18 protein-coding genes are annotated in these 23,877 nt (G+C 45.7%); 16 read left to right on the forward strand and 2 right to left on the reverse strand.

Translation table 11 applies throughout. The features are described from left to right. The first annotated feature begins 88 nt into the window (after positions 1 to 88). The 7 genes from gpAD87_RS09515 to gpAD87_RS09545 all read left to right on the forward strand — a co-directional run bounded on the left by gpAD87_RS09515 (position 89) and on the right by gpAD87_RS09545 (position 8,129). Positions 89 to 700, forward strand: a complete 612-nt coding sequence (locus gpAD87_RS09515; RefSeq protein ID WP_064637794.1) for a sugar O-acetyltransferase — start codon at positions 89 to 91, stop codon at positions 698 to 700. Positions 701 to 1,077: 377 nt separating this feature from the next. After that, a complete protein-coding gene (locus gpAD87_RS09520) occupies positions 1,078 to 1,776 on the forward strand; it encodes a response regulator transcription factor (protein WP_064637796.1) in 699 nt (232 codons plus the stop codon). Between the two features lie 2 nt (positions 1,777 to 1,778). Further along, positions 1,779 to 3,242 (forward strand): sensor histidine kinase, encoded by a 1,464-nt coding sequence (locus gpAD87_RS09525; protein ID WP_064637798.1) that lies wholly within the window; start codon positions 1,779 to 1,781, stop codon positions 3,240 to 3,242. Further along, positions 3,235 to 4,374, forward strand: coding sequence for a hypothetical protein (locus tag gpAD87_RS09530; RefSeq protein WP_064637800.1), 1,140 nt, complete (start codon positions 3,235 to 3,237; stop codon positions 4,372 to 4,374). The genes gpAD87_RS09525 and gpAD87_RS09530 overlap by 8 nt, the downstream gene beginning before the upstream one ends. 178 nt (positions 4,375 to 4,552) lie before the next feature. Further along, positions 4,553 to 6,364: an acyltransferase family protein gene (locus tag gpAD87_RS09535; RefSeq protein ID WP_064637802.1), complete on the forward strand. Its 1,812-nt coding sequence runs from the start codon at positions 4,553 to 4,555 to the stop codon at positions 6,362 to 6,364. A 42-nt stretch (positions 6,365 to 6,406) separates the two neighbouring features. Beyond that, positions 6,407 to 7,096, forward strand: a complete 690-nt coding sequence (locus tag gpAD87_RS09540; protein WP_064637803.1) for an SGNH/GDSL hydrolase family protein — start codon at positions 6,407 to 6,409, stop codon at positions 7,094 to 7,096. A 40-nt stretch (positions 7,097 to 7,136) separates the two neighbouring features. Continuing rightward, positions 7,137 to 8,129, forward strand: a complete 993-nt coding sequence (locus tag gpAD87_RS09545) for an LCP family protein (protein WP_064637804.1) — start codon at positions 7,137 to 7,139, stop codon at positions 8,127 to 8,129. A gap of 455 nt (positions 8,130 to 8,584) precedes the next feature. Here the strand turns inward: gpAD87_RS09545 and gpAD87_RS09550 are convergent, their stop codons facing one another. Further along, entirely contained in the window at positions 8,585 to 9,715 is a 1,131-nt protein-coding gene (locus tag gpAD87_RS09550) for a DUF418 domain-containing protein (RefSeq protein ID WP_231952747.1), read from the reverse strand. Positions 9,716 to 10,113: 398 nt separating this feature from the next. On the opposite strand from gpAD87_RS09550, the gene gpAD87_RS32965 reads away from it, so the two are divergent. From gpAD87_RS32965 to gpAD87_RS09575, 6 genes are all read left to right on the forward strand, one after another. Further along, a complete protein-coding gene (locus gpAD87_RS32965) occupies positions 10,114 to 10,287 on the forward strand; it encodes a tyrosine-protein phosphatase (protein ID WP_082935057.1) in 174 nt (57 codons plus the stop codon). A 226-nt stretch (positions 10,288 to 10,513) separates the two neighbouring features. Then, positions 10,514 to 12,484, forward strand: a complete 1,971-nt coding sequence (locus tag gpAD87_RS09555) for an AraC family transcriptional regulator (RefSeq protein WP_064637807.1) — start codon at positions 10,514 to 10,516, stop codon at positions 12,482 to 12,484. Positions 12,485 to 12,556: 72 nt separating this feature from the next. Then, positions 12,557 to 13,582, forward strand: coding sequence for a FecCD family ABC transporter permease (locus tag gpAD87_RS09560; protein ID WP_064637809.1), 1,026 nt, complete (start codon positions 12,557 to 12,559; stop codon positions 13,580 to 13,582). Continuing rightward, entirely contained in the window at positions 13,579 to 14,592 is a 1,014-nt protein-coding gene (locus gpAD87_RS09565) for a FecCD family ABC transporter permease (RefSeq protein ID WP_064637811.1), read from the forward strand. Before gpAD87_RS09560 ends, gpAD87_RS09565 begins: the two co-directional genes overlap by 4 nt. Positions 14,593 to 14,601: 9 nt before the next feature. Beyond that, positions 14,602 to 15,459, forward strand: a complete 858-nt coding sequence (locus gpAD87_RS09570) for an ABC transporter ATP-binding protein (RefSeq protein ID WP_064637812.1) — start codon at positions 14,602 to 14,604, stop codon at positions 15,457 to 15,459. Continuing rightward, positions 15,456 to 17,180 carry an ABC transporter ATP-binding protein gene (locus gpAD87_RS09575; RefSeq protein WP_064637814.1) on the forward strand — a complete coding sequence of 575 codons (1,725 nt, stop codon included), beginning with the start codon at positions 15,456 to 15,458 and terminating at the stop codon, positions 17,178 to 17,180. The genes gpAD87_RS09570 and gpAD87_RS09575 overlap by 4 nt, the downstream gene beginning before the upstream one ends. Positions 17,181 to 17,757: 577 nt before the next feature. Here the strand turns inward: gpAD87_RS09575 and gpAD87_RS09580 are convergent. Beyond that, positions 17,758 to 18,684, reverse strand: a complete 927-nt coding sequence (locus tag gpAD87_RS09580; protein WP_082935058.1) for a helix-turn-helix domain-containing protein — start codon at positions 18,682 to 18,684, stop codon at positions 17,758 to 17,760. A gap of 197 nt (positions 18,685 to 18,881) precedes the next feature. Here gpAD87_RS09580 and gpAD87_RS09585 point away from each other — a divergent pair, with 197 nt between their 5' ends. From gpAD87_RS09585 to gpAD87_RS09595, 3 genes are all read left to right on the forward strand, one after another. Beyond that, positions 18,882 to 20,408 carry a glycoside hydrolase family 43 protein gene (locus gpAD87_RS09585; protein WP_064637816.1) on the forward strand — a complete coding sequence of 509 codons (1,527 nt, stop codon included), beginning with the start codon at positions 18,882 to 18,884 and terminating at the stop codon, positions 20,406 to 20,408. A gap of 77 nt (positions 20,409 to 20,485) precedes the next feature. After that, the gene (locus gpAD87_RS09590) at positions 20,486 to 22,045 is read left to right on the forward strand and encodes a glycoside hydrolase family 43 protein (RefSeq protein WP_064637818.1); all 1,560 of its coding nucleotides are present in this window, start codon (positions 20,486 to 20,488) and stop codon (positions 22,043 to 22,045) included. 200 nt (positions 22,046 to 22,245) lie between these two features. Next, positions 22,246 to 23,826 (forward strand): extracellular solute-binding protein, encoded by a 1,581-nt coding sequence (locus tag gpAD87_RS09595; RefSeq protein WP_064640827.1) that lies wholly within the window; start codon positions 22,246 to 22,248, stop codon positions 23,824 to 23,826. Positions 23,827 to 23,877: the final 51 nt, after the last annotated feature.

Raw genomic sequence — 23,877 nt, forward strand, 5'->3', positions numbered from 1 at the left:
ATAAAGAAAGAGGCAGTTCGTTTGAGAGTGGAAGAAGTTTGGGTTTTGAAATACTTAAATAACAATTTAACAAGGAGTTGAGTTTATTGTGACTAAACAATATCAAAGGTTACTTGAGGGGAAATTATATAAAACGGACGATCAGATCCAAGAGATGAAAAATAAAGGGCGGTATCTGTCTAGATTATTTAATCAAACCTCAGAAGAGGAAAGTTCACTAAGAAAGGACTTAATTAAAGATCTATTTGGTAGAATAGGTGAGAATTATACAGTAAAGCCACCCTTTTATTGTAGTCATGGGTCCCATATTAATGTAGGAAACAATTTTTTCTGTAATTTCAATTGTATTTTCTTAGATCTTAATACGATTGATATAGGAAATAACGTATTCATTGGTCCAAGAGTTAGCATTTATACTGCTCTTCATCCCATTGATAAAGAAGTAAGGAATACAGGATTAGAATATGCCTTACCCGTAGTCATAGAGGATGATGTTTGGATAGCAGGAGATGTCGTAATTAATCCAGGTGTAACAATTGGCAAGGGGAGTATTGTTGGTTCTGGTTCTGTTGTTACCAAAAATATTCCTGAAAATGTTATAGCTCTTGGTAATCCCTGTAGAGTTCATAGAACGATCACAGACTCAGATAAAGAATACTGGGATATAATGTTAGCCGAGTACAAGAAGAGTGTAGAATAAAATAGCGAAGCAATCTTCATATAAAAGTTCAAAATTGTCGCGAGACAAGAACATTGTTCCTTTCAAAGTCGCTAAAATAGCGGCTTTTTTCGTTTTAAAGAACCAAATCCTTGTTATCTAAAGAGCATTATAATTTCGATCTTGGTAAATGAGGCATAGAAATACCGGAATGAATCGCAGTGTAGCATACAATCAAAAGTGATTCCTGGTAAGCAAGGGAAATTTTTCTTGGGCGAGTTGTACTTCTGACATTAATGTAACGGTAGTTAAAACAGTCAATAATCAATCTGAATTGATTATTTCTACGCAAATCGTTAACATAGGATTCGATGTCTTGAAGGTAAAAGACATAAGTAATCAGAGAGACGGGGATTATAATGAATAACGCAAAAATTTTGATCATTGAAGATGACGCACCCATTGCGGACTTACTCTCATATGGACTATCATTGGAAGGGTTTCAAACGCGAATTGCGACAAATGGAGCAGCGGGAATGAGTGAAATACGTTGGTTTCAACCTGATTTATTGCTTCTAGATTGGATGCTGCCTGATCAAAGTGGGCTAGATATATGTAAAAATGTCACCTCAGAGTTTAATATACCAATCTTCATGATTACTGCAAAGTCGGATATTACTGATAAAGTTCTTGGCCTTGAATTTGGCGCGGATGATTACATTACCAAACCTTTTGATCTTCGTGAGGTAGTAGCCCGGATCCGGACCATTCTTCGTCGCGTTGAGCAAGCAAATTACGGAGTTAAAAACGATTCAGATGAAGGTTTAATTCACTTTCAGGATGTTAAAATAAATGCTAATGAACGGGATGTGAAAAAAAACAATCAATCCGTTGATTTAACTCCTAAAGAATATGATCTGCTCATGACACTGGTCAGGAATCCAGGGAGAACCTTTACGCGTTCCGAATTGCTTGACGTGGTATGGGGATATCATTTTGCAGGGGATACCCGTACAGTCGATACACATATCCAGCGCCTTCGTAAAAAACTCGAAGCCATGGAATATATCGTGACGGTATTCGGGATCGGATACAAGTTCAAGAAGACAGGTGATTAAGCTTGATACGTAAAATCAGCCTTAAATTTCTGCTCGGATTTCTATTAATTTTCTCCTTTTCTTTTGTCGTATTGAATCAAACGGTGAAGGAGTTCATTCGAACAAGCAATCAAAGTTTGATTACGACCGAGTTGGTAGGGCTTAAAAACAACAGCAACGTTTACGTCCGTCAAGCGTTCCTGATTAATCACTTTTCAAATAATGAACTGTATTTCGGAGAGATGGCCGAGGAACTGGGAAAAAACCTGAAGCATGCCAGTGGAAACAGCGTTGGCGTATATACTGTGCAGGGCGAATTGCTATATGCTTCGGATAAGTCAACGTTTACTCTGCTGGAGAAAAACGATTTGGAAGAAGCAGTTGACGGCAAGACAGCATTTACCATTCGTTCCGGTGAGAACCAAACATCTGTATTGTTTTCGTATCCTGTGGTCATTGATGGGTCCAAAGTTGGCATTTTGCGATTTTCCAAAGATTTTACTCTAATGTTCCAACAAAGTAATCGAATTCTGGATATTACGCTCTACATTACGTTGGCGATTTTTGCAGCAGCCTTTCTCTTTTCATACATTCTATCCAGACATATCACGCTTCCGCTTGGTAAACTTACCCAAGCATCGTCCGAGGTGAAAAATGGGAATCTGGATATTCGCATCCGATTTAAACGCAAGGACGAAATTGGCCGGCTCGCCGAAAATTTCAATGATATGGTTTATCAAATCAGTCAGCAGATTAACATCATCCGAAAAGATCGAGATCAACTAATAGAACTGAATGAGCAGGAAAAACGTTTCTTCGACAACATTACTCATGAACTCAAAACCCCTTTAACGTCAATCTTGGGGTATGCCGAGTTAATCAAAGCAAACGGAGAGCGTGACCCAAAGTTTTTTGAAAAAGGCACCAATCACATCATCGAAGAGAGCAAGCGTCTACATACGATGGTATTGAAGCTCCTAGAGGTTTCGCGGGGTCAGGCGTATGAACTGGAAAAAGTTGAAGCGGGATCTGTACTTCGGGCTGTTTGTGATTCGATGGTTATTCGTGCTCAGCGCTATAAAAAAACAATTACATTCAATCTTGAGAACGAATTATATGTGATGGCACAGAAAGACAGAATGCGTCAACTCTTCATTAATCTGCTGGACAATGCAATCAAATATAGTTTGGACTTCTCGGAAATAGTGGTAAAAGGTCTTCATGTGGACGGGAAAGTCCGTTTTATTATTTACAATCCAAGTGATCCAATCGATGCCGAACAGCTCTCTAAGCTGTTTGAACCATTCTATCTGGCTTATCCCAAGGATTCAGAAGAGGGCAGCATCGGGCTGGGGTTAAGTATCGTCAAATCAATAGTGGATGAAATGGAAGGTTCAATTTCCATCGTCAGCCAGGATAACCATACCACAGTTACTGTAGAATTTAACCGTTTAAAATCGGCAAAGGAGAGGAACAGTCATGGCTAAATATGGTGGACGGGGGTTAATCATGATTGTTCTGTTTTTCCTTCTGATGTCAGGCTGCAGCACCGGAATACAAAGCGAAACTATTGTTATAAACGACAACGAAGAGATTGATCAAGCGCCTCAGGACTCAAGTCCGGTTCAAGTCAAAAATATCTATCGCTTGTCAGATGAAAATGCTGATACGGGGTATTGGATGGGCTGGACCTCAACCGACTCGCTTGTTGGTGCATTCAGGACTGCAGGCTCGCCTGAAAGTTTCTTGCTTAAACGATTGACCCATCCGTATGAACAAAGTGAAAAGATGACGGAGATCAAAATAAATAATACCCGAATGGCGCTTTCGCCGGACGGTAACCATGTGGCTGATATTCGCATGACGAGAACCGTTGCAAGTTTGAAATTACTTTCCATAAAGGATGGGAAAGAGACGGAGATCGATACATTCAACTCGAAAGGTCAGAAGTACTTGCAGGACATGTCCTGGTCTGACAACAGCAAATATATAAGTTATCTGATCTTGGACGCCGCTGAAAGAGAAAAAAACAGCCTGCGGATCTATGACACGAAATCTAGGGTAACCAAATCTTACGCACTAAATGAATTCAAAGAGGGTGAAACGCTTCTTGGCGTTCAAGTATCCAATGATGGCCGCAGTGGATTAATTACGCTGTATGATTCCAATCATTCGGGCAAGAAAACCATTGTACTTGGCAAACTGATAGATGATCACTTTGAGCCCAAGTACAAACGCCAAATTGGAGAAAATCAGATGACCTGGATCGGGAATGATCAGTTTTCTTTTCTGGGAAGTGACAGCACGCTGTACGAATACGATCTGCGAAACGGTGAGCTCTCCGTTATTCTGGAAAGAGTGACTGTATTTGAATTCTCTCCAGACAAAAAATTTATTGCATACTCGCTACAAGATGAAGATGTTGTTTATGTCGGCAAAATGCAAGGAAGAAATGTGCTGTACAATGAGCCCGTTTACCATGGTATTGTACCGGTGAATATGAAATGGAATTTGGAAAATACAAGTTTGTTTCTTCAAGGGCCCAAGATATTTGCGAATCCGAAAATCATTCAAAATGATTCCACAGAGGGCCCTTCATTCATTATCGAATTCGAGTAGCATCACTCCATTCAAAAACCCTTTTTACGGACCATTATCCGTAAGAAGGGTTTTTCTTTGTCAACAAGGATGTATCTGTTATGACAAATTGTTTACATCTTGATCAAACTTTGGCGACATCCACTGATTATATTAATTAAAGAGATATAGCCCATATACAGACAAGGAATGAAACATAATGAGTGGGAAACTGGATCAACCGAAGAAGCGTTATATGCCTGGAATCGATGGTTTACGAGCCATTTCTGTCCTGGCTGTCATTGCTTACCATTTTGATTTGAAATGGGCGCAAGGCGGATTACTGGGAGTAAGCGTATTTTTTGTCCTGTCCGGCTACCTGATCACGGATCAGCTACTAATGGAGTGGAAAGTGAATAAAAACGTAGCGATTTGGAACTTTTGGATGAGAAGGTTTCGTAGACTATTGCCTGCTATGTTAAGCATGTTCATTCTGGTTGCGTTGTGGTTAATGGCTACGAACCCTGATAGACTCCTGTCACTAAAAGGAGATTTTATCTCTTCTGTTTTTTACGTGAATAACTGGTATCTCATATTTCATAAAGTTTCCTATTTTGAGAGTTTTGGTCCTGCTTCGCCTTTTGGACATCTCTGGTCACTTTCCATCGAGGAACAGTTTTACGTCGCTTGGCCCATCTTACTGTTCATCGGCATAAGGTTTGCACCGCGGCGTGGGAAGCTGCTGTTGAGCATCTTGGTATTGGCTTCCATATCGGCGATGGCCATGACTCTAAAGTATGTGCCAGGAGAAGATCCTAGCAGAGTTTATTACGGGACAGACACCAGGGCCTTCGCCATACTGATTGGAGCCGCCTTGGCGGTTGGATGGTCGAGCTGGAAGCTGAACGAGAAGATTTCACCTGCAGCGCGTACAACGCTTGATATGATCGGCGCGTTAGGATTGCTCGTGTTAGTCATACTGATTCATCGTACGAATGAGTATGATGATTCGTTGTACCAGTTCGGTTTTCTCTATCTATCCTTGGTCACGGCGGTAATTATTGCAACGTTGGTACATCCGGCCAGCCGTCTGGGCAAAATCCTTGGATGTCGACCACTGACTTGGCTTGGTAAGCATTCTTATAGCCTCTATATCTGGCACTATCCCGTCATAATTTTAATGCGACCAGATGCGAGTAGTGAAGGGCTTGGATTTACACAGATCTTACTGCGTCTGACCATCATTGTAGTGTTGTCCATTTTATCGTACGAGTTCATTGAAGAACCGATTCGCAGGAGACATTTCCTTACGAAATGGCGTGATATTTGGCGTCATGATCGATTTAAACCAATGATCGGGTTGAGTGTAACGCTGATCGCCTTCTTCATCGCTCAATCCTGGATAACCAATGCAACCAAGGTTCAACCTGAGCTGGATCAACCTGTGAGCATTCAAAATACCGTGCAAAATGACGATCAGCCAAGCAACAATCATAATCAGCAATTCATTGATGACAATCAACAAACGAGCCATGACGATGCATTCGTCAATCCACCCAATGAAGGGGAGGGCATCACGCTTATTGGTGATTCCCTTACATTGGATGTGGATTCATATGTGAAATTGTTGCTTCCCGGCATCGTGGTTGACGGCAAGGTTGGTAGACAGATGTCGCGTGCTCAAGAAGTTGTGGATGAACTGCGAGCAAAAGGACAATTAGGAGACCACATCATCATAGAACTGGGAAGCAATGGAGTCTTTAACAAAAGTAAACTTCGATCTTTGCTGGATTCTTTACAGACCAAGCAGATTTATCTCGTAACCACAAGGGTGCCCAAAAGTTGGCAGAATACTGTCAATGATGCTTTGAAAGAAGTTGGAAATGAATATCAGAATGTAAAAATTATTGATTGGTATTCTGCCAGTGAGAACAGAAGTGAGTTATTTGCCCACGATGGTGTTCATCTAACTCCGGAAGGAGCTCGCTATTATGCCTCTCTACTGGTTGAACAGCTCAAACAAAACTCATAGTTAACCATACCAAGAGAAATGAAAGAAAGGATGAAATGAAAGATGAAACAAAGAAATATATGTATGGTGTCTGGGCTTGCTCTCCTGATCTTTGCCCTGGGATATTTGGGCTTTCACTCACAGGCCTCTTCCAAAAGTGAACAAGAAAAAACGAATACTCAATCCTTTGAATCATTCAAGGATGCCCCGAACTTAACTCAGTCTCAACCCAAGAACGACATGAATACGAAAGAGGCTGAACATTCGGAATCTGCGTCAATCAGCGGGGAAGGAGTTACGGTCATAGGAGACTCTGTGATTGTTGGAGTTGAGCCCTACCTGAAGGAAATGCTCCCGAAAATAACTGTTGAAGGAAAGGTCGGCAGACAGATGTCCCAGGCCAGAACAGTAATAGAAGAATTAAGTGCACAAGGAAAATTGGGAGACCACATCATTATAGAACTTGGAACCAACGGTCCGTTCTCAAAAGATCAACTTCGCAGTTTGTTGGCATCCCTTGCTGAAACAAAGCAGGTTCTAGTCATGACAACCCGAGTTCCAAAAAGATGGCAAGATACCGTGAATTCGAACATTAAGGATGTTGTTAGTGAATTTGATAATGCAAAAGTATTGGATTGGTATGCAGCGAGCGAAGGGGAAGAAGATTATTTTTACAAAGACGGGGTGCACCTAAAGCCGGATGGCAGCAGATTTTTTGCTTCACTTCTCATACAGGGCTTGCAGGAAAAGTAAGTTGAATTTTACAAACGAAGACGAAAAAAAGGAGTAACACATGTCGCTAAAAAAGAGAAAAATCGCAGCCATACTACTCATCATTCTGTTTGCATTTGTCGCTTTTGGGCTTTATTATTTCTTGTCTATTTATAAAGGGTTGGAAGGCTTAAGTAAAACTTCGGAAAACTCCCCCTTTTTTGAGGGGATGGAAAACGATGAGAAAGTCGTAGAACCTCCGAAGTGGTTAGGCACAGAGGCAGTCAATATTTTATTAATGGGAGTAGATGCTCGCGGAAACAAAAAAGGCGAGATCCCCAGATCTGATAGCATGATGGTAATTTCCTTAGATCCTGTGCATAAGCGTATCCATGTATTCTCTATTCTCCGTGACACTTATACCGATATCCCGGATTATGGCAAAAACCGCATTAACACTGCGATTACGCATGGACCTAAGGCGGCCATGAGTGCTGTAAGTGAGTTGCTTGGTATTCCGATCCAATTTTACGTGTACACAGACTTCCAGGGATTCATCAAACTTGTGGATGCTGTAGGAGGAGTTGATTTTCATGTCGAGAAGGACATGATCTATAAGAGTAACGCTGATAAGCATGAGTACGATATTAACCTGAAAGAAGGAGAGCAGCATTTAGACGGGAAGACAGCACTTCAGTATGTTCGTTTTCGTCATGATGCCCTGTCCGATTATTCTCGAACGAAGCGCCAGCGTGATTTCACCGATGCCATCGTCGAAAAAATGAAAAGCACAACGTCCATCATGAAGCTGCCGTCCATACTGGAAGAAATCAGTCCGTATATTGATACAAATCTGTCGGTTAACAACATGTGGCAATTGGCATCGGTCGGATATAAGTGCAAGGTGGAGGCAAGTGAACAAATCCCGCCAATGAAGTTGCTCAAGGAAACCTATGTTGGAAAAGCAGCGGTACTGAGTGTAACAAGCAGCGATGATCTAAAAGAGTATGTTCGGAATATTATTGAAGCCGATGAGCCAGATCCCGATGAAAAAGGGGACTCAGCACATCAATAATGAATTAGGGACCGGAGGCATGGGAAAAAGATAAGGTGCAGGCAGAAATCGTTTTGAGCCCAACCGCGCCATTGCGTAGTAAACCCCATTTGAATTCGAGTGGGGTTTACTGCATATTGCTCAAAAAGAAAAGCTAAAGCCCCCAGGAAAACTCCAATGTCTTCCAAAAGCGTATCACTGAGCGGACTCTCCCTGAGTGAGTACGTTGTATCACGGGACCTATGACGTTTTTAATGGGATCTAAAAAGATTTCCATGATATGCATCTCAAGTATAGCTCATTAATCCGTTTGCTGTTTCTGGATAGATCTGGCCCTTTCGCACGTTGACTTGAAGACTACAGGGTGGGAGGTAGGTACAGTCGTGGTTCAGAGTTTGACGCTATTTGAACATAATAAATAGCCCACCCAAGGGTGGACTTTTCGGACAGAATTTATGATAGATTCATTAGGGCTTTTATTTGGGTGTCGGTGCTGTTCCGGAGGAACTGAATATCTGGTCGAAACGTCGCATAAGTGATTCCAGTGGACCATTGGGTAAACGTGCAATAATCCAACCGATTCCCACTGTTATCACGATGACGAGCAGGTCACCAAATGGGATTTCACCTAGGCCGTAATCAATTTCCAAGAGGGTAAGTACCCAAACCACGACAAACTGTAAAGCATACATCGTGAGGGCCACGCGCCCGACTGCTGCAAAAGGAGTTAAGAGAACGGTCATTTTTTTCGGTACCAGAAACAAAAGTCCTACGACTAGAGATGCTATACCAAGTCCGATAAGCGTTTGGAACGTTGATGCGGTATGCGGAGCTGTTTGTAGAAGCATTAGCCAGAGCGGCGGATCTGCATTTAGCGGCCAGATGGCATATGGGTCAGGCGGGCTGGCGTTTGAACCTTGAACACTAAGGAGCCACGACTCAAAGGATAATCTTAGGTCTGGAAGAAGGTAAGCACCCAGTACTTTACCGATAACGAGCATAATGAAACCACAGATTGCAATTGACATTGCTGTTCGCTTGTTGGTGAGGTTGAAACGCGCAATCGCCATTCCTGCAACAAAAACAGGGGTAAGTGCGAGAGCAGACATCGGGCCACCAGCAATATCTTGAAGTAAAAATGCATCCGATATGACGCTCATTCCCATAAGCATGAGTGGAGGAGCCAAAAACATCAAGGCAAGCGTGGTGTACACAAGTACGCGAGTCGAACGGTAAACCAGTGTTAACGCCAGCACGAACAAGGCTGCGTAGGCAGGAAGAATGATACCATAAGGGGTGTTCAGGAGAATGAGCATATATCCGATCAGATCGATGAATACTGCCCGAGCAAGCATTTTTGACCGAAAAGCGGTTGCATCCGTTCCACGCTCCTGCACACGTTGAGCCATAATAGAGAAGGAGATACCGCCACAGAGAACAAACAACAGCGTCGTGTTACCAGACACGAAGGCATTCCTTTCATTTAAGGCAAAATGCTGCAAAAACATTCCGATAACAGCCAAACCTCTCGCTGCATCAAGCGCGATAAGACGTCCTACCCCACGCGAATGTTTAGGTGTTGGCTTTTCCTTGAGATCGGGCACGATTTTATTGTCGGATTCATCCGACGACTGCAAACTAACTGACAATTCCAATTCCTCCTTAATTGTTTTTAGGTGCAATAATTGCTTAACCTTGTATATCCATACTTTCCCACTATATCGAGCAGTTGTCGCGAAAGTTTGATCAACATGTAAACAAAATGTCACAAGAATATCCTGTTACTTTGCAACAGGAATGTATACTAGGCTTCTCCCTCATATTGCGGGTGCCTCCGAAATCACTGCCGTATACGTGGCGTGCCCAACAATCCGACTACGGAAATGGACCTTGCACTTTGGCAACTTGCAGCTGCTGTCCACAATGATGCAGCCGCACGTAGGCTGTTGTTCTCCATCTTCATTGCGACACGAACTTGCTGGTGGCTATTGAGGTTCTATCGGCCATGCTTCCTCGTCCGACGATTATACATTGTGCGGCAGGCAAGGATAGGACGGGAATCGTCGTTGCACTGACTCGATGTAATATCCAATCATTTGATGATTTCTGCGACGGCTATATTTTTAATGGCTTAACCCGAGAAATACTCAAAATTGTTTGGGATATCGTGGAGGTTTGAGTCCTCTCGCGGTACTTGCCAAGTCCCCATTTTGTAGACATTGAAAAAGAACCTAGACGGCAAACTGGCATCGGTACTCTACCGGCGTCAGTTTTTTTAGTTTCCGTTGCCTGCTCCCCCAATATCACTTAATGATGATATACTTACCTCATGAATTATGATATTGATAATCAATATCAATTAATGGCTGATATATAGAAAAAGTGTGATAAGGGAGCGCGGATAGATGCAAGAAGAAGCAGAAGCAAGCCAGGTATTTACACCGGAGATGATCGATACGATGGCCCGTATTTGGACACGTTCGATCATTACATTAATAGATGTACGCTTTCAGAATGTAGCGTCCCAAACCCCTTTGGAGCAGTATAAAATGCCTAGTAGCATGTTTATCTATGCATATGGAGGAGAAGCGCAAATTCAACTGAATGAAACCACATTTGGAATGGAACGCTTCGGTTTAGTTCACGGCGGGAAAGGGAGCCTGTTCAGTATTTCGCCTAAAGGGGAGATTGTGAAGACCTTTATGGTGTTCTATAAAGCAGAATCACCTCTTTTTTTCAAGAGGCACCTGCAGCAATTACTGGAGGAAGTGAATCCATTTGTTCAACAGTTTGGTTATACACCAAGTAATCCTATCTTGCTACTCGATTGGTTTCAACAGTTGATGAATGGCTGGAAACGCGGCAAGGCGATGGATCAGCTGCAGGCCAAAAGTTTTCTATATCAATTGGTTCATGGGGTATACAGAGATTTTGAGAGTGGTGAGATTCGGTATCTCCAGCCAGATCCAGCCTGTTCTACCAAGATATATCTCGATAAGCATTACATGCAGCCGATTATGTTTCAAGAAATTGCCGATATGTTTGGGATCAGTGGTGGGCAATTGACGCGGCTGTTCAAAAAGAAGGAAGGGATGAGCTTACAGGAGTACCTCATTCAGAAAAGGATTGAGGCTGCCTGTCATGACTTGAAGCATACAGAAGCAACCATTAAAGAGATTGCAACAGGAACTGGTTTTACAGATGAGAAAAATCTGTTTCGGATGTTTAAGAAGTATTACAAGATGACGCCAAGTGATTATCGGAAAATAAACGCACTATCCATGCAGGTTGATGGTATTGATAATGATTCTCATTTTACTTACTATGAGAGGGAACTAGCGGGTCTAGTCCAGTCTTATAGAGAAGGGGAATCAACTATGTTTGGAAAAGTAAGGAGTAAAGAAATGATCTTGGCGGCGGCAATGAGCTTGATGTTTTTATTGTCGGCATGTGCGTCGGGAACGCCATCGAATAACGGGGGAACGGTGAATCCAATCCCTGCGCAGACACAACAGACAACACAATCGGAAGTATCGGATACGAAAGCTTCAGAAGCAGTTTCGCAGACGAGAACGATATCCACAGTTAAGGGTGACGTCAAGGTGCCTAACAACCCTCAGCGTGTTGTAGTCGATTATTTAGTTGGTGATGTAGTGGCTCTAGGTGTAACTCCACTAGGTGTGGCGAGAGCGGCAAGGGACGGGAAAGAGGCTGTTTTTGCTAACCGGATTACAGACTCCATTAAAATAGCTATGGAGCCGGAAGATGTCATGACTCTTGAGCCTGATCTGATCATTTTAGCATGGGGCGATGAAAATTATGAAGATTTATCCAAAATTGCCCCGACAATTTATGTCCCTTATGGTGATATGACTACAGAAGAACGGATACATTTTATAGGCGATGTTTTGAACAAGCAGGAAGAGGCTAAGGCTGTTTTGAGTGCTTATGCCGGAAAAATCGAAGAAGCGAAGCTAGCCCTTCAGAATGCAGGTCTTTCAGACGTGACAATTACTATGGGGGAATTCAGTGATAAAAGTAACTACATCGCTGGAGCCAAGCATGCGGTTGGCGACCTTGTTTATAATGAACTTAAAATGAAGGCACCGTCGAAAGTTCAAACTGATATTATTGACCCAGATAAATATTGGGGAGATATCTCTATGGAGGTCTTGGCTGCTTACATAGGGGATTATCTAATCGCTATAGGAGATACGAAAGTTCCTACTGATAATACGGTCTGGAAATCGCTACCTGCTGTGCAACATAATCGGATCGTAACGGTGGGGACATCGTTATCTTGGTCCACGGATATAATGACTTCCAGTGCATTGATTGATCATATTGTAAATCAATTGCTGGCAATGGCTAAATAAGAGTTTTGACGAGGTATAAAGAAGTACTCCAATTTACAAATATCTGTCAGTAGGTAAGGAAAGGAAAACGTGATGAAAAACAAGCCTGAACAAAAACGCCGTGGGGCGGTGAACTTCACCATGTACATGGTGGTAGGGCTTGGATTAACGGTTCTCATGTCGGCGGCGTCGATTAGCTTCGGCGCCGCCGACATGAGGTTAGCGACTGCATGGGAGGCTATTTTCCGATTTGATCCAACGCTCACTGAGCATCACATTATTCAAACCCTACGTCTTCCGCGTACCGTAGCCGATCTGATCGTCGGGTGCAGCCTTGCGGTATGCGGGGCTATTATGCAGGGAACGACGCGCAATCCGCTGGCCGACTCCGGGCTGATGGGGATCAGCTCTGGGGCAGCATTCGCGATTGCTCTTTGCCTGGCCTTTCTGCCGGGTTATTCGTATGGGCAGATGATGCTGTTTGCTTGTCTGGGAGCAGCGCTCGCGACCGGAATCACTTACTTCATCGCGTCAATGGGCAAGCGCGGGATGACGCCTCAGCGGCTGGTACTGGCAGGACTGTCCATCTCCATGCTATTTGGTGCACTCAGTCAGTATTTAGCGATCAATTATAACTTGGGTCGAGCATTGACATTCTGGACAGCAGGCAGTACAGCAGGGGTCAAGTGGGGGGAATTGCTGATGATCTCACCGCTATTTGTTGGTGGTGTACTGCTGGCGCTGGCGCTATCTCCTTCTGTTACACTGCTCAGTTTGGGGGATGATGTGGCAAGTGGACTCGGTATTCGTAGCGGACTGGTCAAGGGATTATCGACGATTATTGTGCTCGTGCTGACTGGATTGGCAGTTGTCGTGGTTGGCCCGATCGGTTTTGTTGGTCTGATTACCCCACATATTGTGCGATACATGGTCGGTGTCGACTATCGTTACATTATTCCGGCGGCTGCGCTATATGGTGCGTTGCTGACCGTGTCAGCCGATCTGGCTGGACGCTTGATCAATAAGCCGTTCGAAACGCCGATTGGCATTATATTTTCTATCATTGGTGTCCCGTACTTTCTCTTCCTGGCTCGCAGACAAAGGAGGGAATCTGAATGATCAAGCAGCGTTATACGATTCAACGGGGCATCATCATCAATGTAGTGCTTATGGTGCTCATCCTTATGTTTGCTATCATTAGCATGAATTCTGGCAAGATGAATCTTTCACCGCTAGAAGTGTTGAATGTTCTCGTGGGAAACGGCACCGACAAGCAAAATCTGATCGTGTTTGATTTTCGGTTGCCACGAATCGCACTGTCGATCTTGGTAGGTCTGGGAATGGGAGCGGCTGGGGTCGTGATGCAGAGTTTGCTGCGCAATGACATGGCTAGTCCGGGGACACTGGGGATTAGTTCGGGATCAGGTTTGTTTGTATTGTTCTTTGTCGTATTTATCGCATCGACAGGAAAGGGCTCCTTTATTGCCCTGCCACTACTGGCCTTTGTTGGTGGATTGTTGGCGGCGGGATTGATCTTCTTATTATCCAATCGCCGTGGGCGAGATATCTCGTCAATCGGTTTGATCTTAACCGGGGTCGCGCTCGGTAGCGGGTATGAAGCGCTGACCACCTTCCTGACACTCAAGCTGAATGATTCGCAGATGGATTTCATGCTGCACTGGCTGGCGGGAAGCTTGTGGGGCGATGATTGGCGCTATATTTCCGTACTGGCACCATGGGTCATCATTTTACTCGGCTATATTTTCTACAAGTCTCGCATGCTCAACACCCTCCATCTGGGCAATCAGACGGCAGAAGGGCTGGGTCTTGCCGTGAAGCGGCAGTTTTTGGGGTTGTCGATCGCTGCTGTTGCTTTATCCTCTGGCAGTGTGGCCGTGGGAGGAAGCTTCTTCTTCGTTGGTTTGATCGCTCCGCATATGGCAAGAAAACTGGTCGGGCCCGATCACAAATTGCTCGTTCCGGCTGCCAGCCTGACCGGTGGATTAGTCGTGGTGCTGGCTGACACAATTACGCGCACGGTTAGCCTGGGGGGAGATGTGCCGACGGGAATCGTCATTACGGTCATCAGTGTTCCGTACTTTCTTTATTTACTATCGAAGGCCAATTAGGAGGACGTCATGGAGAGTATTACAGCGCAACAAATCGATATTGCCTATAATGACACGCTTATCGTAAAAGAACTGGATTTGCAGATTCCGCGTGGACAGATTACCTCGATTATTGGCCCCAATGGTTGCGGAAAATCAACCGTACTAAAGGCAGTCGGTCGGCTGCTCAAGACGAAAAATGGCACGGTTTATCTGAATGGTGCTGATATTTGCACACTGTCCACCAAAGAAGTGGCCAAGCAGATGGCAATTCTGCCGCAGACGCCTACTGCACCGAGCGGTTTGACGGTCGGTCAATTAGTGGCCTATGGGCGTTTTCCTCATCAACGGGGCTTCGGCAAGCTCTCCAAAGAGGATAAGCAAGTAGTTGCCTGGGCCCTATCAGTTACACAGCTTACAGCGTTTGAGCATCGCGAGGTCGATACGCTCTCTGGCGGTCAACGTCAGCGCGTATGGATTGCGATGGCACTCGCCCAGCAGACCGATCTGATCCTGCTGGATGAACCCACCACCTATCTGGACCTGGCACATCAGCTTGAAGTGCTGGAGCTGCTCTATGAACTGAATCGCAGTCAGCAGGTTACGATTGTGATGGTGCTGCATGACCTGAATCTGGCAGCACGCTTCTCCGACTATATGGTGGCGATTCGTGATGGTCAGGTGGTGGAGCATGGCTCGCCAGAGCACGTAATGACGGCACGGACGCTACGTGAGGTGTTTGCCATCGATGCCGAAATTATGCTGGAACCACGAACGGGGCGACCGGTGTATGTGACGTACGAGATATTGCGTGATAAGCGTAGAGACCAAGGGGCGGATCAAGGATTCTTAAATGATAAGGAGCAGAAGGAGAAGATAGCCACATGAAAATCGCATGGCGTGTCCTGCTGGGCGCACGAAAATACTGGATGCAGTTAGGCATTGGATTTGTCGGTGTCGTGCTGGCCACAATTGCCGGATTTTATTTGCCCTGGGCGCTCCGTTCGTTGACACAATTGGCAACCGAAGGTAGCAGTCAGTTTGCCGCAGAAGCATTGAAGATTGGTTTATTGCTACTTGGAGCCACCTGTTTGCAAGCCATCGGAACATCACTGGCAGGCTATATGAACCATTATGCCGCACTTCATTACGTGGCGGATTTACGAACAAGATTGTATAGCAAATATCAGCAGATGAGTTTGCGCTATTTCCATCGAAGCCGGACGGGTGACTTGACCGGGCGCGTTGTGAATGATGCGATGGAAGCGGAAATTTTCATTGCCCATGCTATACCTGACTTTATCGTTAACGGACTGACCTTTATCGGAGTAGGCATCCTGCTCTTGACGATCAATGTGAAGCTGGCACTGATCAGTCTGATCACGATTCCGTTGCTGCTTGTAATCACGGTATGGCAAAGCAAGCACTTGTCGCCGCTGTGGGGAGAGAGTTCCCAAGCTCGGGGAGATATCGCTGGAAAGGTGCAGGAAAATTTATCGGGCATGAAAGAAATCCAAATTTTCAATCGACAGGAGGAGGAGCGAGGCAACGTTTCTCGTCTGGCTATGAAATATTCGAAGACCTATTTACGCGCCAGTTTGTTCTATGAAACCTCTTTGCCTTTGTTGGCATTTGTGACCACACTGGGGACTGTATTTGTCGTGATACTGGGCGGCAGATTGATGGCAACAGGCGAGGTAAGCATTGCTGATATCATCGGATTCATCGCCTACCTGGGTATGTTTTATCAACCGATAAAGTCTTTTTCCGGCTTGGTGGAAATGGCCGGGCGAGCCTCCGCTGGCCTTAAACGGGTATATGATGTGCTGGAAGAAGAGGAAGACATAAAGGAGAAGCGAAACGCAGTCCATTTGCCGCGTGTACAAGGACAGATCTCCTTTCAAGATGTCACATTTCTTTATCAAGATGGTGCGCCTGTACTAGAGGGGCTGAACCTGACCATTGATCATGGAAAGACAGTAGCGCTTGTAGGCACCACAGGAGTAGGTAAGTCGACATTGGCCAGTCTCGTTAACCGATTCTACGACCCGCAGGCGGGATCGATTCGAGTGGATGGCATCGATATTCGTGATGTGACGCTTTCCAGCCTGCGTAACAATATTTCAATGGTGCTGCAGGATACGTTCCTGTTTGATGGCTCGGTGTATGACAATATTGCTTATGGATGGAAGGACGCGACCCGGAAAGATGTGATTGCCGCAGCTAAAGCAGCTAAAGCACATGAATTTATATCTCAGATGGAGCAAGGCTACGATACGGTAATTGGTGAACGCGGTGTGCGTTTGTCCGGAGGGCAGAAACAGCGCCTTTCGATAGCACGGGCGATTCTGCGCAATGCACCAATCCTCATTCTGGATGAAGCGACATCGGCGCTTGATACCAAGACCGAGCAAGAGATCCAACAGGCACTGGATGAAATATCGAAGGATCGCACAACACTGGTGATTGCCCATCGGCTATCGACGGTCCGTCATGCCGACCAGATCGTTGTGCTGGAGGGTACAGAGATCGCCGAGATGGGTACGCATGAGGAACTGCTGCATAGCGGAGGTATTTATGCACGATTGTATGCGACACAAGCCTCTTGAACGTAACCAATACAAACAAGACAAAACAGGAGAAGGACAGGACGAAGATGACTGTATTATATGATCTAACAATTGTGGGCGGCGGTCCGGTCCTGCAGGACTGTACACTGCGTTATTAGGGGAATGCACGATATGAAGGTTGGTACAAGTTCGTGTCCCGAGCCAAGGAGAAGAACTTGTACCGATTGCCTGAATGGACAAGAACATATTCCGATTACCGATCAGGCATGTATCTAAACGATTTTCGCCTGTCAATTCGTTAATCTAATGGGTGGGATTGCTCAATGTTGTTGATGAATACTTTTCATTGCAGGGGTTATAGAAGTGTTCGGTGCTGCTTTGTTACTCGTTTTCGGATGGAAAATTGAGCATTTTAAATGTCGAAGGAGGAAATAATAAGCGGAAATAGACCCCTATTGATAGTATCCTCATTTAGTAGATAAGAAACAAAGGCTATCTTATAAGATAGTCTTGATTTTGTTTAACGAAGGAGCTTTTTTCATGGCTAAAAAAGTTATGAAGCGACAACAATTGATCAGTTATATTGGGGCGCAATTTTTATCCTAGAGTGGATGTGCTATTTAAATCTGTCGATTAATTTTTGACCATCCTTTGCCGGGTTTAATGCTGCATAGTGTGCAAAGGATGGATCAGGAATATTTTGTGCTTGTCTGCTATATTTGCCCGGAGAGACTCCGGTAATTTTGGTGAAGGTTCGAATAAAATTGGCATAATCGCGAAACCCCGATTGGAAGCAGGCATCCGTAATGCTCATCCCGCCGGATAGGTAATATCTCGCCAATTCAATACGACGGTTCATGATGTAAGAGCGGATCGTTAGTCCGGTATGCTTTTTAAACTGGCGGCTGATATACGTGCTGTTCATATAAAATGCCTCGGCAAGCTTGGGAAGCGTAATCTCCTGGGAAATGTGCGCTTCAATATAATCCATTGTTTTACGTACCATTTCTGGCATGATATCGATTGGTATAGAGGACTTATTGTGGAACGAATTGTTAATGAGAACCAACAACTGTGCAATGACTGCATTGGTTTTAACATCCGTTCCATATGCATTTGAATCAAGCAATTCCTCCAGTTCGCTAGTTAAATGCAAAATCTGCTTCATATGGTAATCATCTAAGTGAACGATGTTCTGTTGTCCCTTTGGACGATGATCAAAACATGCGGATAGATTGGTTGATAAAGTCGACAACTGACAAAGATATGTTTTTTTTAGATTGATAGTAATTCGTTCATATTCGGTTCCATCCAAAATAAAGGCGCGATGCATTTCCTCCGGAGACATAATAAGCAAATCCCCCGGCTCCAGATGATAACATCGGTTCTCCACATAAAAGTTGACATTGCCGCGAATAAAAAGGTAGATCTCGTATGCATCATGTCGATGATAGATTGTTTCCAAAGGATACGTAGTTACGCGATGAAGATATAAAAGCTCGGACTGGATGGGATCGTAAAAATATTCAGTGGATCCGTTCATATAGCACCTCCTTGTCCTTTCGCGCAATAAATAGAGCGGAATACGCAATGAAAATGTAATCAGCTTTACCTTAAACTGTAATCAACCTAACATGCTGCATCTGCTATTGCAAGCGTTTCCCTGCATTTTAAACCTGGATCTGGCAAATCGCAGAGCGGCGATAAGATGTATATCAAACTCAAATGGAGGAACGACTGATGAACTACAATTCTGCTTCAAATGCGAGGGAACAAACGGAACAGAATCATGCATCTATAGCTGCTGTGAAGATCAGTAAGGCCATAGGGAAACTTCCACCAAATAAAAATCCTTTGGTTGCTCATAAATTTGGAGCCGATCCGTATGCTCTGGTGTTCGAGGGGCGTGTCTATCTGTACATGACGAGTGATAAGCTGGAATATGATTCTGAGGGCAATCCGCAGAAAAACAGTTTCCACTCGATCAACCGCATAACAGTCATCTCTTCAGACGACTTGGTTAACTGGACAGATCATGGGGAGATTCATGTGGCAGGGCCCCAAGGCGCAGCCACATGGGCCACTCAATCCTGGGCACCAGCCGCTGCCCATCAGATCATTGACGGGCAGCATCGATTCTTCCTTTATTTTTCAAACAATGCCAGCGGCATCGGCGTATTGTCAGCCCCGAGTCCGGTCGGGCCCTGGACAGATCCTATTGGAAAAGCGCTCATTACCAGAGAGACTCCGGGTGTTGAGGATGTGACGTGGCTGTTCGATCCGGCCGTGCTGGTAGATGATGATCACAGAGCTTATATCTATTTTGGGGGTGGCATACCGGAAGGGAGAGCAGAGAGGCCGGATACCGCAAGAGTTATGCCATTGGGTGAAGATATGACCAGTGTGGTGGGCCGGGCGAGGGTTATCCCTGCTCCGTACATGTTTGAGGATGCGGGGATTCACAAATTCAACAATATCTATTATTTTACCTACTGCTCTAACTTTGACGAGGGTATCCGTCCGGAGGGGAGTCCGCCACCCGGCGAGATTGCTTACATGACGAGCAGCCAGCCCATGGGGCCATGGACGTACAGAGGAACGATCCTGCGAAATCCGGGTCACTTTTTTGGCGTTGGCGGCAACAACCATCATGCCATATTTCAATTTGCGGATCACTGGTATATTGCTTATCACGCCCAGACGTTATCACAGGCGATGGAGGTTCCTGATGGTTATCGTTCGACACATCTGAACCAGATTAGCTTCAACGAAGCAGATGGTCGTATGAACGAGGTGGCCGCAGATTATGAAGGTGTTGAACAGATCAAGCTGTTCAATCCTTATCAGAGGGTAGCTGCTGCCACAATGGGATGGAGCGCAGGGGTGAAGACGGAGCGATTAAGTACATCAAAGCCTACGGCTGGTGCCGATTCTGAGGTTGTTGTTACCGAGATGGAAAGAGGCAGCTGGATTGCGTTATCGAAGGTTGATTTTGGCAATGAAGGGGCGGCATGCTTTACAGCTGCAATCTCTAATGAAGGCGCGGAGGCGGTGCTGGAGCTTCATCTGGATCGCCCTGATGGACTGCTGATTGGGCAGCTTGTGATTCCGGCATCGGGTGGATCACTTGAATCGGGCATATCACCTCGATGGAAAGAGCATTCAACCGGGATTACAGATGCACAGGGAGTTCATGACATCTATATGGTGGTTGGGGGAGCAGTGGGCAAGCAAGGCATCAGTATTAGGGAATGGAGTTTTGAATAAGCAAGGAACTAGACTTGGGCCTAATTTATCTGTTGAGATTGTGTGTCCTATAAAGCTAGAAAGGAAGAATGGGCAACATGCATGCAAATCCAATTATTTGGGCCGATTATCCGGATCTCGATGTGATTCGGGTTGAAGACACGTATTATATGGTCAGCACAACCATGCATATGATGCCAGGCTGCGTCATCCTGCGTTCCTATGACCTGATCCATTGGGAAGTGGCTACGCATGTGTACGACAGACTTGACGATACACCCGCGCAGCGGCTGGAGCAAGGCAGGCAGATTTACAGCAAAGGCATGTGGGCAGCGTCGCTTCGATATCACAAGCATAAGTTCTATGTCATTTTTGTGGCAAACGATACCCATAAGACATATTTGTACACGGCCGATACGATCTCGGGTCCATGGGCCAAGCAGTATGTGGAAGGCTTTTATCATGATTGCTCTCTGTTTTTCGACGAAGATGACCGAATTTACCTGGTCCATGGTAATGCCGAAATTCATTTGACCGAGTTAAGCTCTGATCTGTCCGGCCCCAAGCCCGGTGGAGTGCTGCGCATGATCGTAAAAGAAAAAGAGCCTTATTTCCTCGGTTACGAGGGGGCCCATTTTCACAAAATTAATGGAAAATACTATGTGTTTCTGATTCATATTTCACAAGCTACCGGCCGAAGAACACAGGCGTGTTACATGGCGGATTCCCTGGAAGGCGAATTTGTTGGCGGAGAAGTGTTTAACGACGATATGGGCTATTTTAATTCAGGTGTAGCCCAGGGCGGAATCGTGGATACACCGGATGGCGACTGGTACGCTATGCTGTTTCAGGATCACGGGGCGGTTGGCCGCATCCCTGTGCTGGTTCCGCTTCACTTTGAGAACGATATCCCGGTGTTCCCCACGGAAGCGCCAAAAGAGATCGTTGTGCCGAGTACGAGACCGGATCACGTCTACAAACCTCTAATTGGCAGCGATGATTTTCACTATGAAGCGAATGCAGAAGGAAAGGTACGGCTCAAGGATGTCTGGCAATGGAATCACACTCCGAATGATGCGCTCTGGTCGGTAACCGACCAGCCTGGGGTGTATCGGATTCAAACCGCACACATCAGCCCCAATCTGACCTTTGCGGTTAATACGCTGACGCAGCGTGCAATGGGCCCTGCCTGTGAAGCAATCGTTACGCTGGATGGCAGCAGGCTGGAGGATGGTGATTATGGAGGCTTGTGTTTCCTGATCGGTACATACGGTTTAATTGCGCTGACGAAGACTGAAGGGCAATTTTACCTGGTCATGCTGGCAAGAAACAGCGAGGACTCATCGATATTTGGCAATCTGGTTGATACGGAGCCTGCCACCGAGTATGCCAGGATACCTGTTTCAGGATCCGTAGTTACGCTCAAGGCTTTTGGCAACTTCGTGAATAATCAGGACGACTGTACGTTCTCCTATCTGGAGGGGATAGAGTGGAAGCCGCTTGGCATTTCCCACAAAATGATTTATAAGCTGGATCATTTTATGGGCTGCCGAATCGGGTTGTTTTTATATTCGACGAGAGTGACCGGGAGCAGCGCTGATTTTTCGAATTTTAAATATGATGTGATCGTGTCGGAGGACGAGAACAAACATGCATAGAAGTCGCCGAGCCGGCGGCTTTTTTTATAATATCAGAAAGGTTAAAATTCCTGATGTTGCCAAAAAACGTTGTCCATTACAGACGAATGGGGGTGCATGATGTGCGTATTTCTGCTTTAACCAAAACAAAGTGGGTTGTCATTCTGTTGCTCAGTGCATGTATACCAACAGACCATACGAGCGGATATTCAGGACAAAGCATGCCCGTGGTGGATGGGCAGCCATCCGAGGATCATTCCATTTTCGGAAAATACAGTTCTCCTGTAGAAGTATCTTTTGTCAGAGAGGCCGGGGATGATCTGGAGCGCATGATCAGCCAGATGCCGGGAGAGACACTGCTGGACAATCGCTGGACCCGGTTATATGAGCAAGAGCTTGGGATTAAGCTTCGCTATGACTGGATCGCCAAAGGAGATATGTACGGTCAGAAGCTGGGTGTTTCCCTCGCTGCAGGTCGAATTCCGGACGTTGTGAAGGTAAATCCATACCAATTAAGGCAGCTGAGCAATGCGGGGCTGATCCAGGATCTGTCCGAGGTGTACACAACGTATGCTTCGCCGCTTGCGAAGAGCATATTGGAGGCGGAAGGAAGCGGGCCTTTTGACGCGGCAACCATCGATGGCAAGCTGATGGCGATACCTGAAACGGCCTCCTCCATCGAGACAGCCCAGTACTTGTGGATCAGAACCGATTGGCTTGAACGTCTAGGACTTCAGCCGCCTGAGACGATGGAGGACGTACTTGAGATTTCGAAAGCGTTTACACAAGAAGACCCTGACGGCAACGGCCAACAGGATACCTACGGCCTTGCACTAACGAATCATCTGTGGGACCCGGTCATGGGGGTTGCCGGTCTGATGGCAGGGTATGGTGCATACCCGAATATATGGATTAAAGATGCACATGGCAAGCTCGTTTATGGCGGCATTCAGCCTGAAGTCCGGGAGGCGCTGCAGGTTCTGCAAACGATGTACCTGGAGGGGCAGCTTGACCCTGAATTCAGCTATAAGAAGGGAACACAGGCCGTACGACTGATCAAAAACGGAAAAATTGGCATGCTGTACGGAGAACAATGGACACCCTTCATGATTCAGTCGAGCCGAGAGAACGATGCAGCAGTGGACTGGCAGTCTTACCCCATTGCCGCAGAATCCGGCAGGCAGGTTAAAGTGCCACTTCGCACCAATACCTGGCAATATTTCGCCGTCAGGAAGGACTATGCTCATCCTGAAGTGGTGATGAAGCTTATGAATCTTCATTTGCAGACCAACTGGGGGGAGCAGGCGCAGTATGAAACGTACTACAATGACGATTCCAAGGCAGTGTGGATGCTATCGCCGGTGACCCCCTTTCCGGGAACCAAAAATCTGGATGCTTACCGGCAAATTCGGGAGGCGCAGCGTTCCGGCAATCTTGCTGTTCTTCAGGATGAAGCATCCGCTATTCAAAAAAGAATCGAAGCCTATGCGACAGAAGGTGTCGAAAGCGGCTGGGGCTGGAATCAAACCTACGGACCGACAGGCGCATTTAGCATAGCTGATGGTTACGAGCGGAACGGACAGCTTTTATATGACCAATTCACGGGGGGGATTACAGAAACGATGGTCGACCGTCAGATGATCCTGAACGATCTTCAGCTTGAGGCATACATGAACATTATTCTCGGCAGACCGATTGAAGAGTTCGACCAGTTTGTGGAGAGTTGGCTCAAGTTAGGCGGAGAACAGATCACAACGGAGGTTAATGCGTGGCTCAAAACCAAAACAGCACTGGAACGCTGACCGCTCCTCAATGGTGCCTTCATATGCAAAATGTGCAAAAAGACAATCCAG

The sequence above is a fragment of the Paenibacillus sp. AD87 genome, assembly GCF_001659845.1.
In the GTDB taxonomy this organism is placed as follows: Bacteria; Bacillota; Bacilli; order Paenibacillales; family Paenibacillaceae; genus Paenibacillus; species Paenibacillus marchantiae.

Coding starts and splice junctions, on each gene's coding strand:
- gpAD87_RS09530 (WP_064637800.1), top strand. CDS start 3,235: ATGGCTAAATATGGTGGACGGGGGTTAATCATGATTGTTCTGTTTTTC.
- gpAD87_RS09555 (WP_064637807.1), top strand. CDS start 10,514: ATGCAAGAAGAAGCAGAAGCAAGCCAGGTATTTACACCGGAGATGATC.
- gpAD87_RS09580 (WP_082935058.1), bottom strand. CDS start 18,684: ATGAACGGATCCACTGAATATTTTTACGATCCCATCCAGTCCGAGCTT.
- gpAD87_RS09595 (WP_064640827.1), top strand. CDS start 22,246: ATGCCCGTGGTGGATGGGCAGCCATCCGAGGATCATTCCATTTTCGGA.
- gpAD87_RS09520 (WP_064637796.1), top strand. CDS start 1,078: ATGAATAACGCAAAAATTTTGATCATTGAAGATGACGCACCCATTGCG.
- gpAD87_RS09565 (WP_064637811.1), top strand. CDS start 13,579: ATGATCAAGCAGCGTTATACGATTCAACGGGGCATCATCATCAATGTA.
- gpAD87_RS09585 (WP_064637816.1), top strand. CDS start 18,882: ATGAACTACAATTCTGCTTCAAATGCGAGGGAACAAACGGAACAGAAT.
- gpAD87_RS09575 (WP_064637814.1), top strand. CDS start 15,456: ATGAAAATCGCATGGCGTGTCCTGCTGGGCGCACGAAAATACTGGATG.
- gpAD87_RS09590 (WP_064637818.1), top strand. CDS start 20,486: ATGCATGCAAATCCAATTATTTGGGCCGATTATCCGGATCTCGATGTG.
- gpAD87_RS32965 (WP_082935057.1), top strand. CDS start 10,114: ATGCTTCCTCGTCCGACGATTATACATTGTGCGGCAGGCAAGGATAGG.
- gpAD87_RS09570 (WP_064637812.1), top strand. CDS start 14,602: ATGGAGAGTATTACAGCGCAACAAATCGATATTGCCTATAATGACACG.
- gpAD87_RS09545 (WP_064637804.1), top strand. CDS start 7,137: ATGTCGCTAAAAAAGAGAAAAATCGCAGCCATACTACTCATCATTCTG.
- gpAD87_RS09540 (WP_064637803.1), top strand. CDS start 6,407: ATGAAACAAAGAAATATATGTATGGTGTCTGGGCTTGCTCTCCTGATC.
- gpAD87_RS09535 (WP_064637802.1), top strand. CDS start 4,553: ATGAGTGGGAAACTGGATCAACCGAAGAAGCGTTATATGCCTGGAATC.
- gpAD87_RS09560 (WP_064637809.1), top strand. CDS start 12,557: ATGAAAAACAAGCCTGAACAAAAACGCCGTGGGGCGGTGAACTTCACC.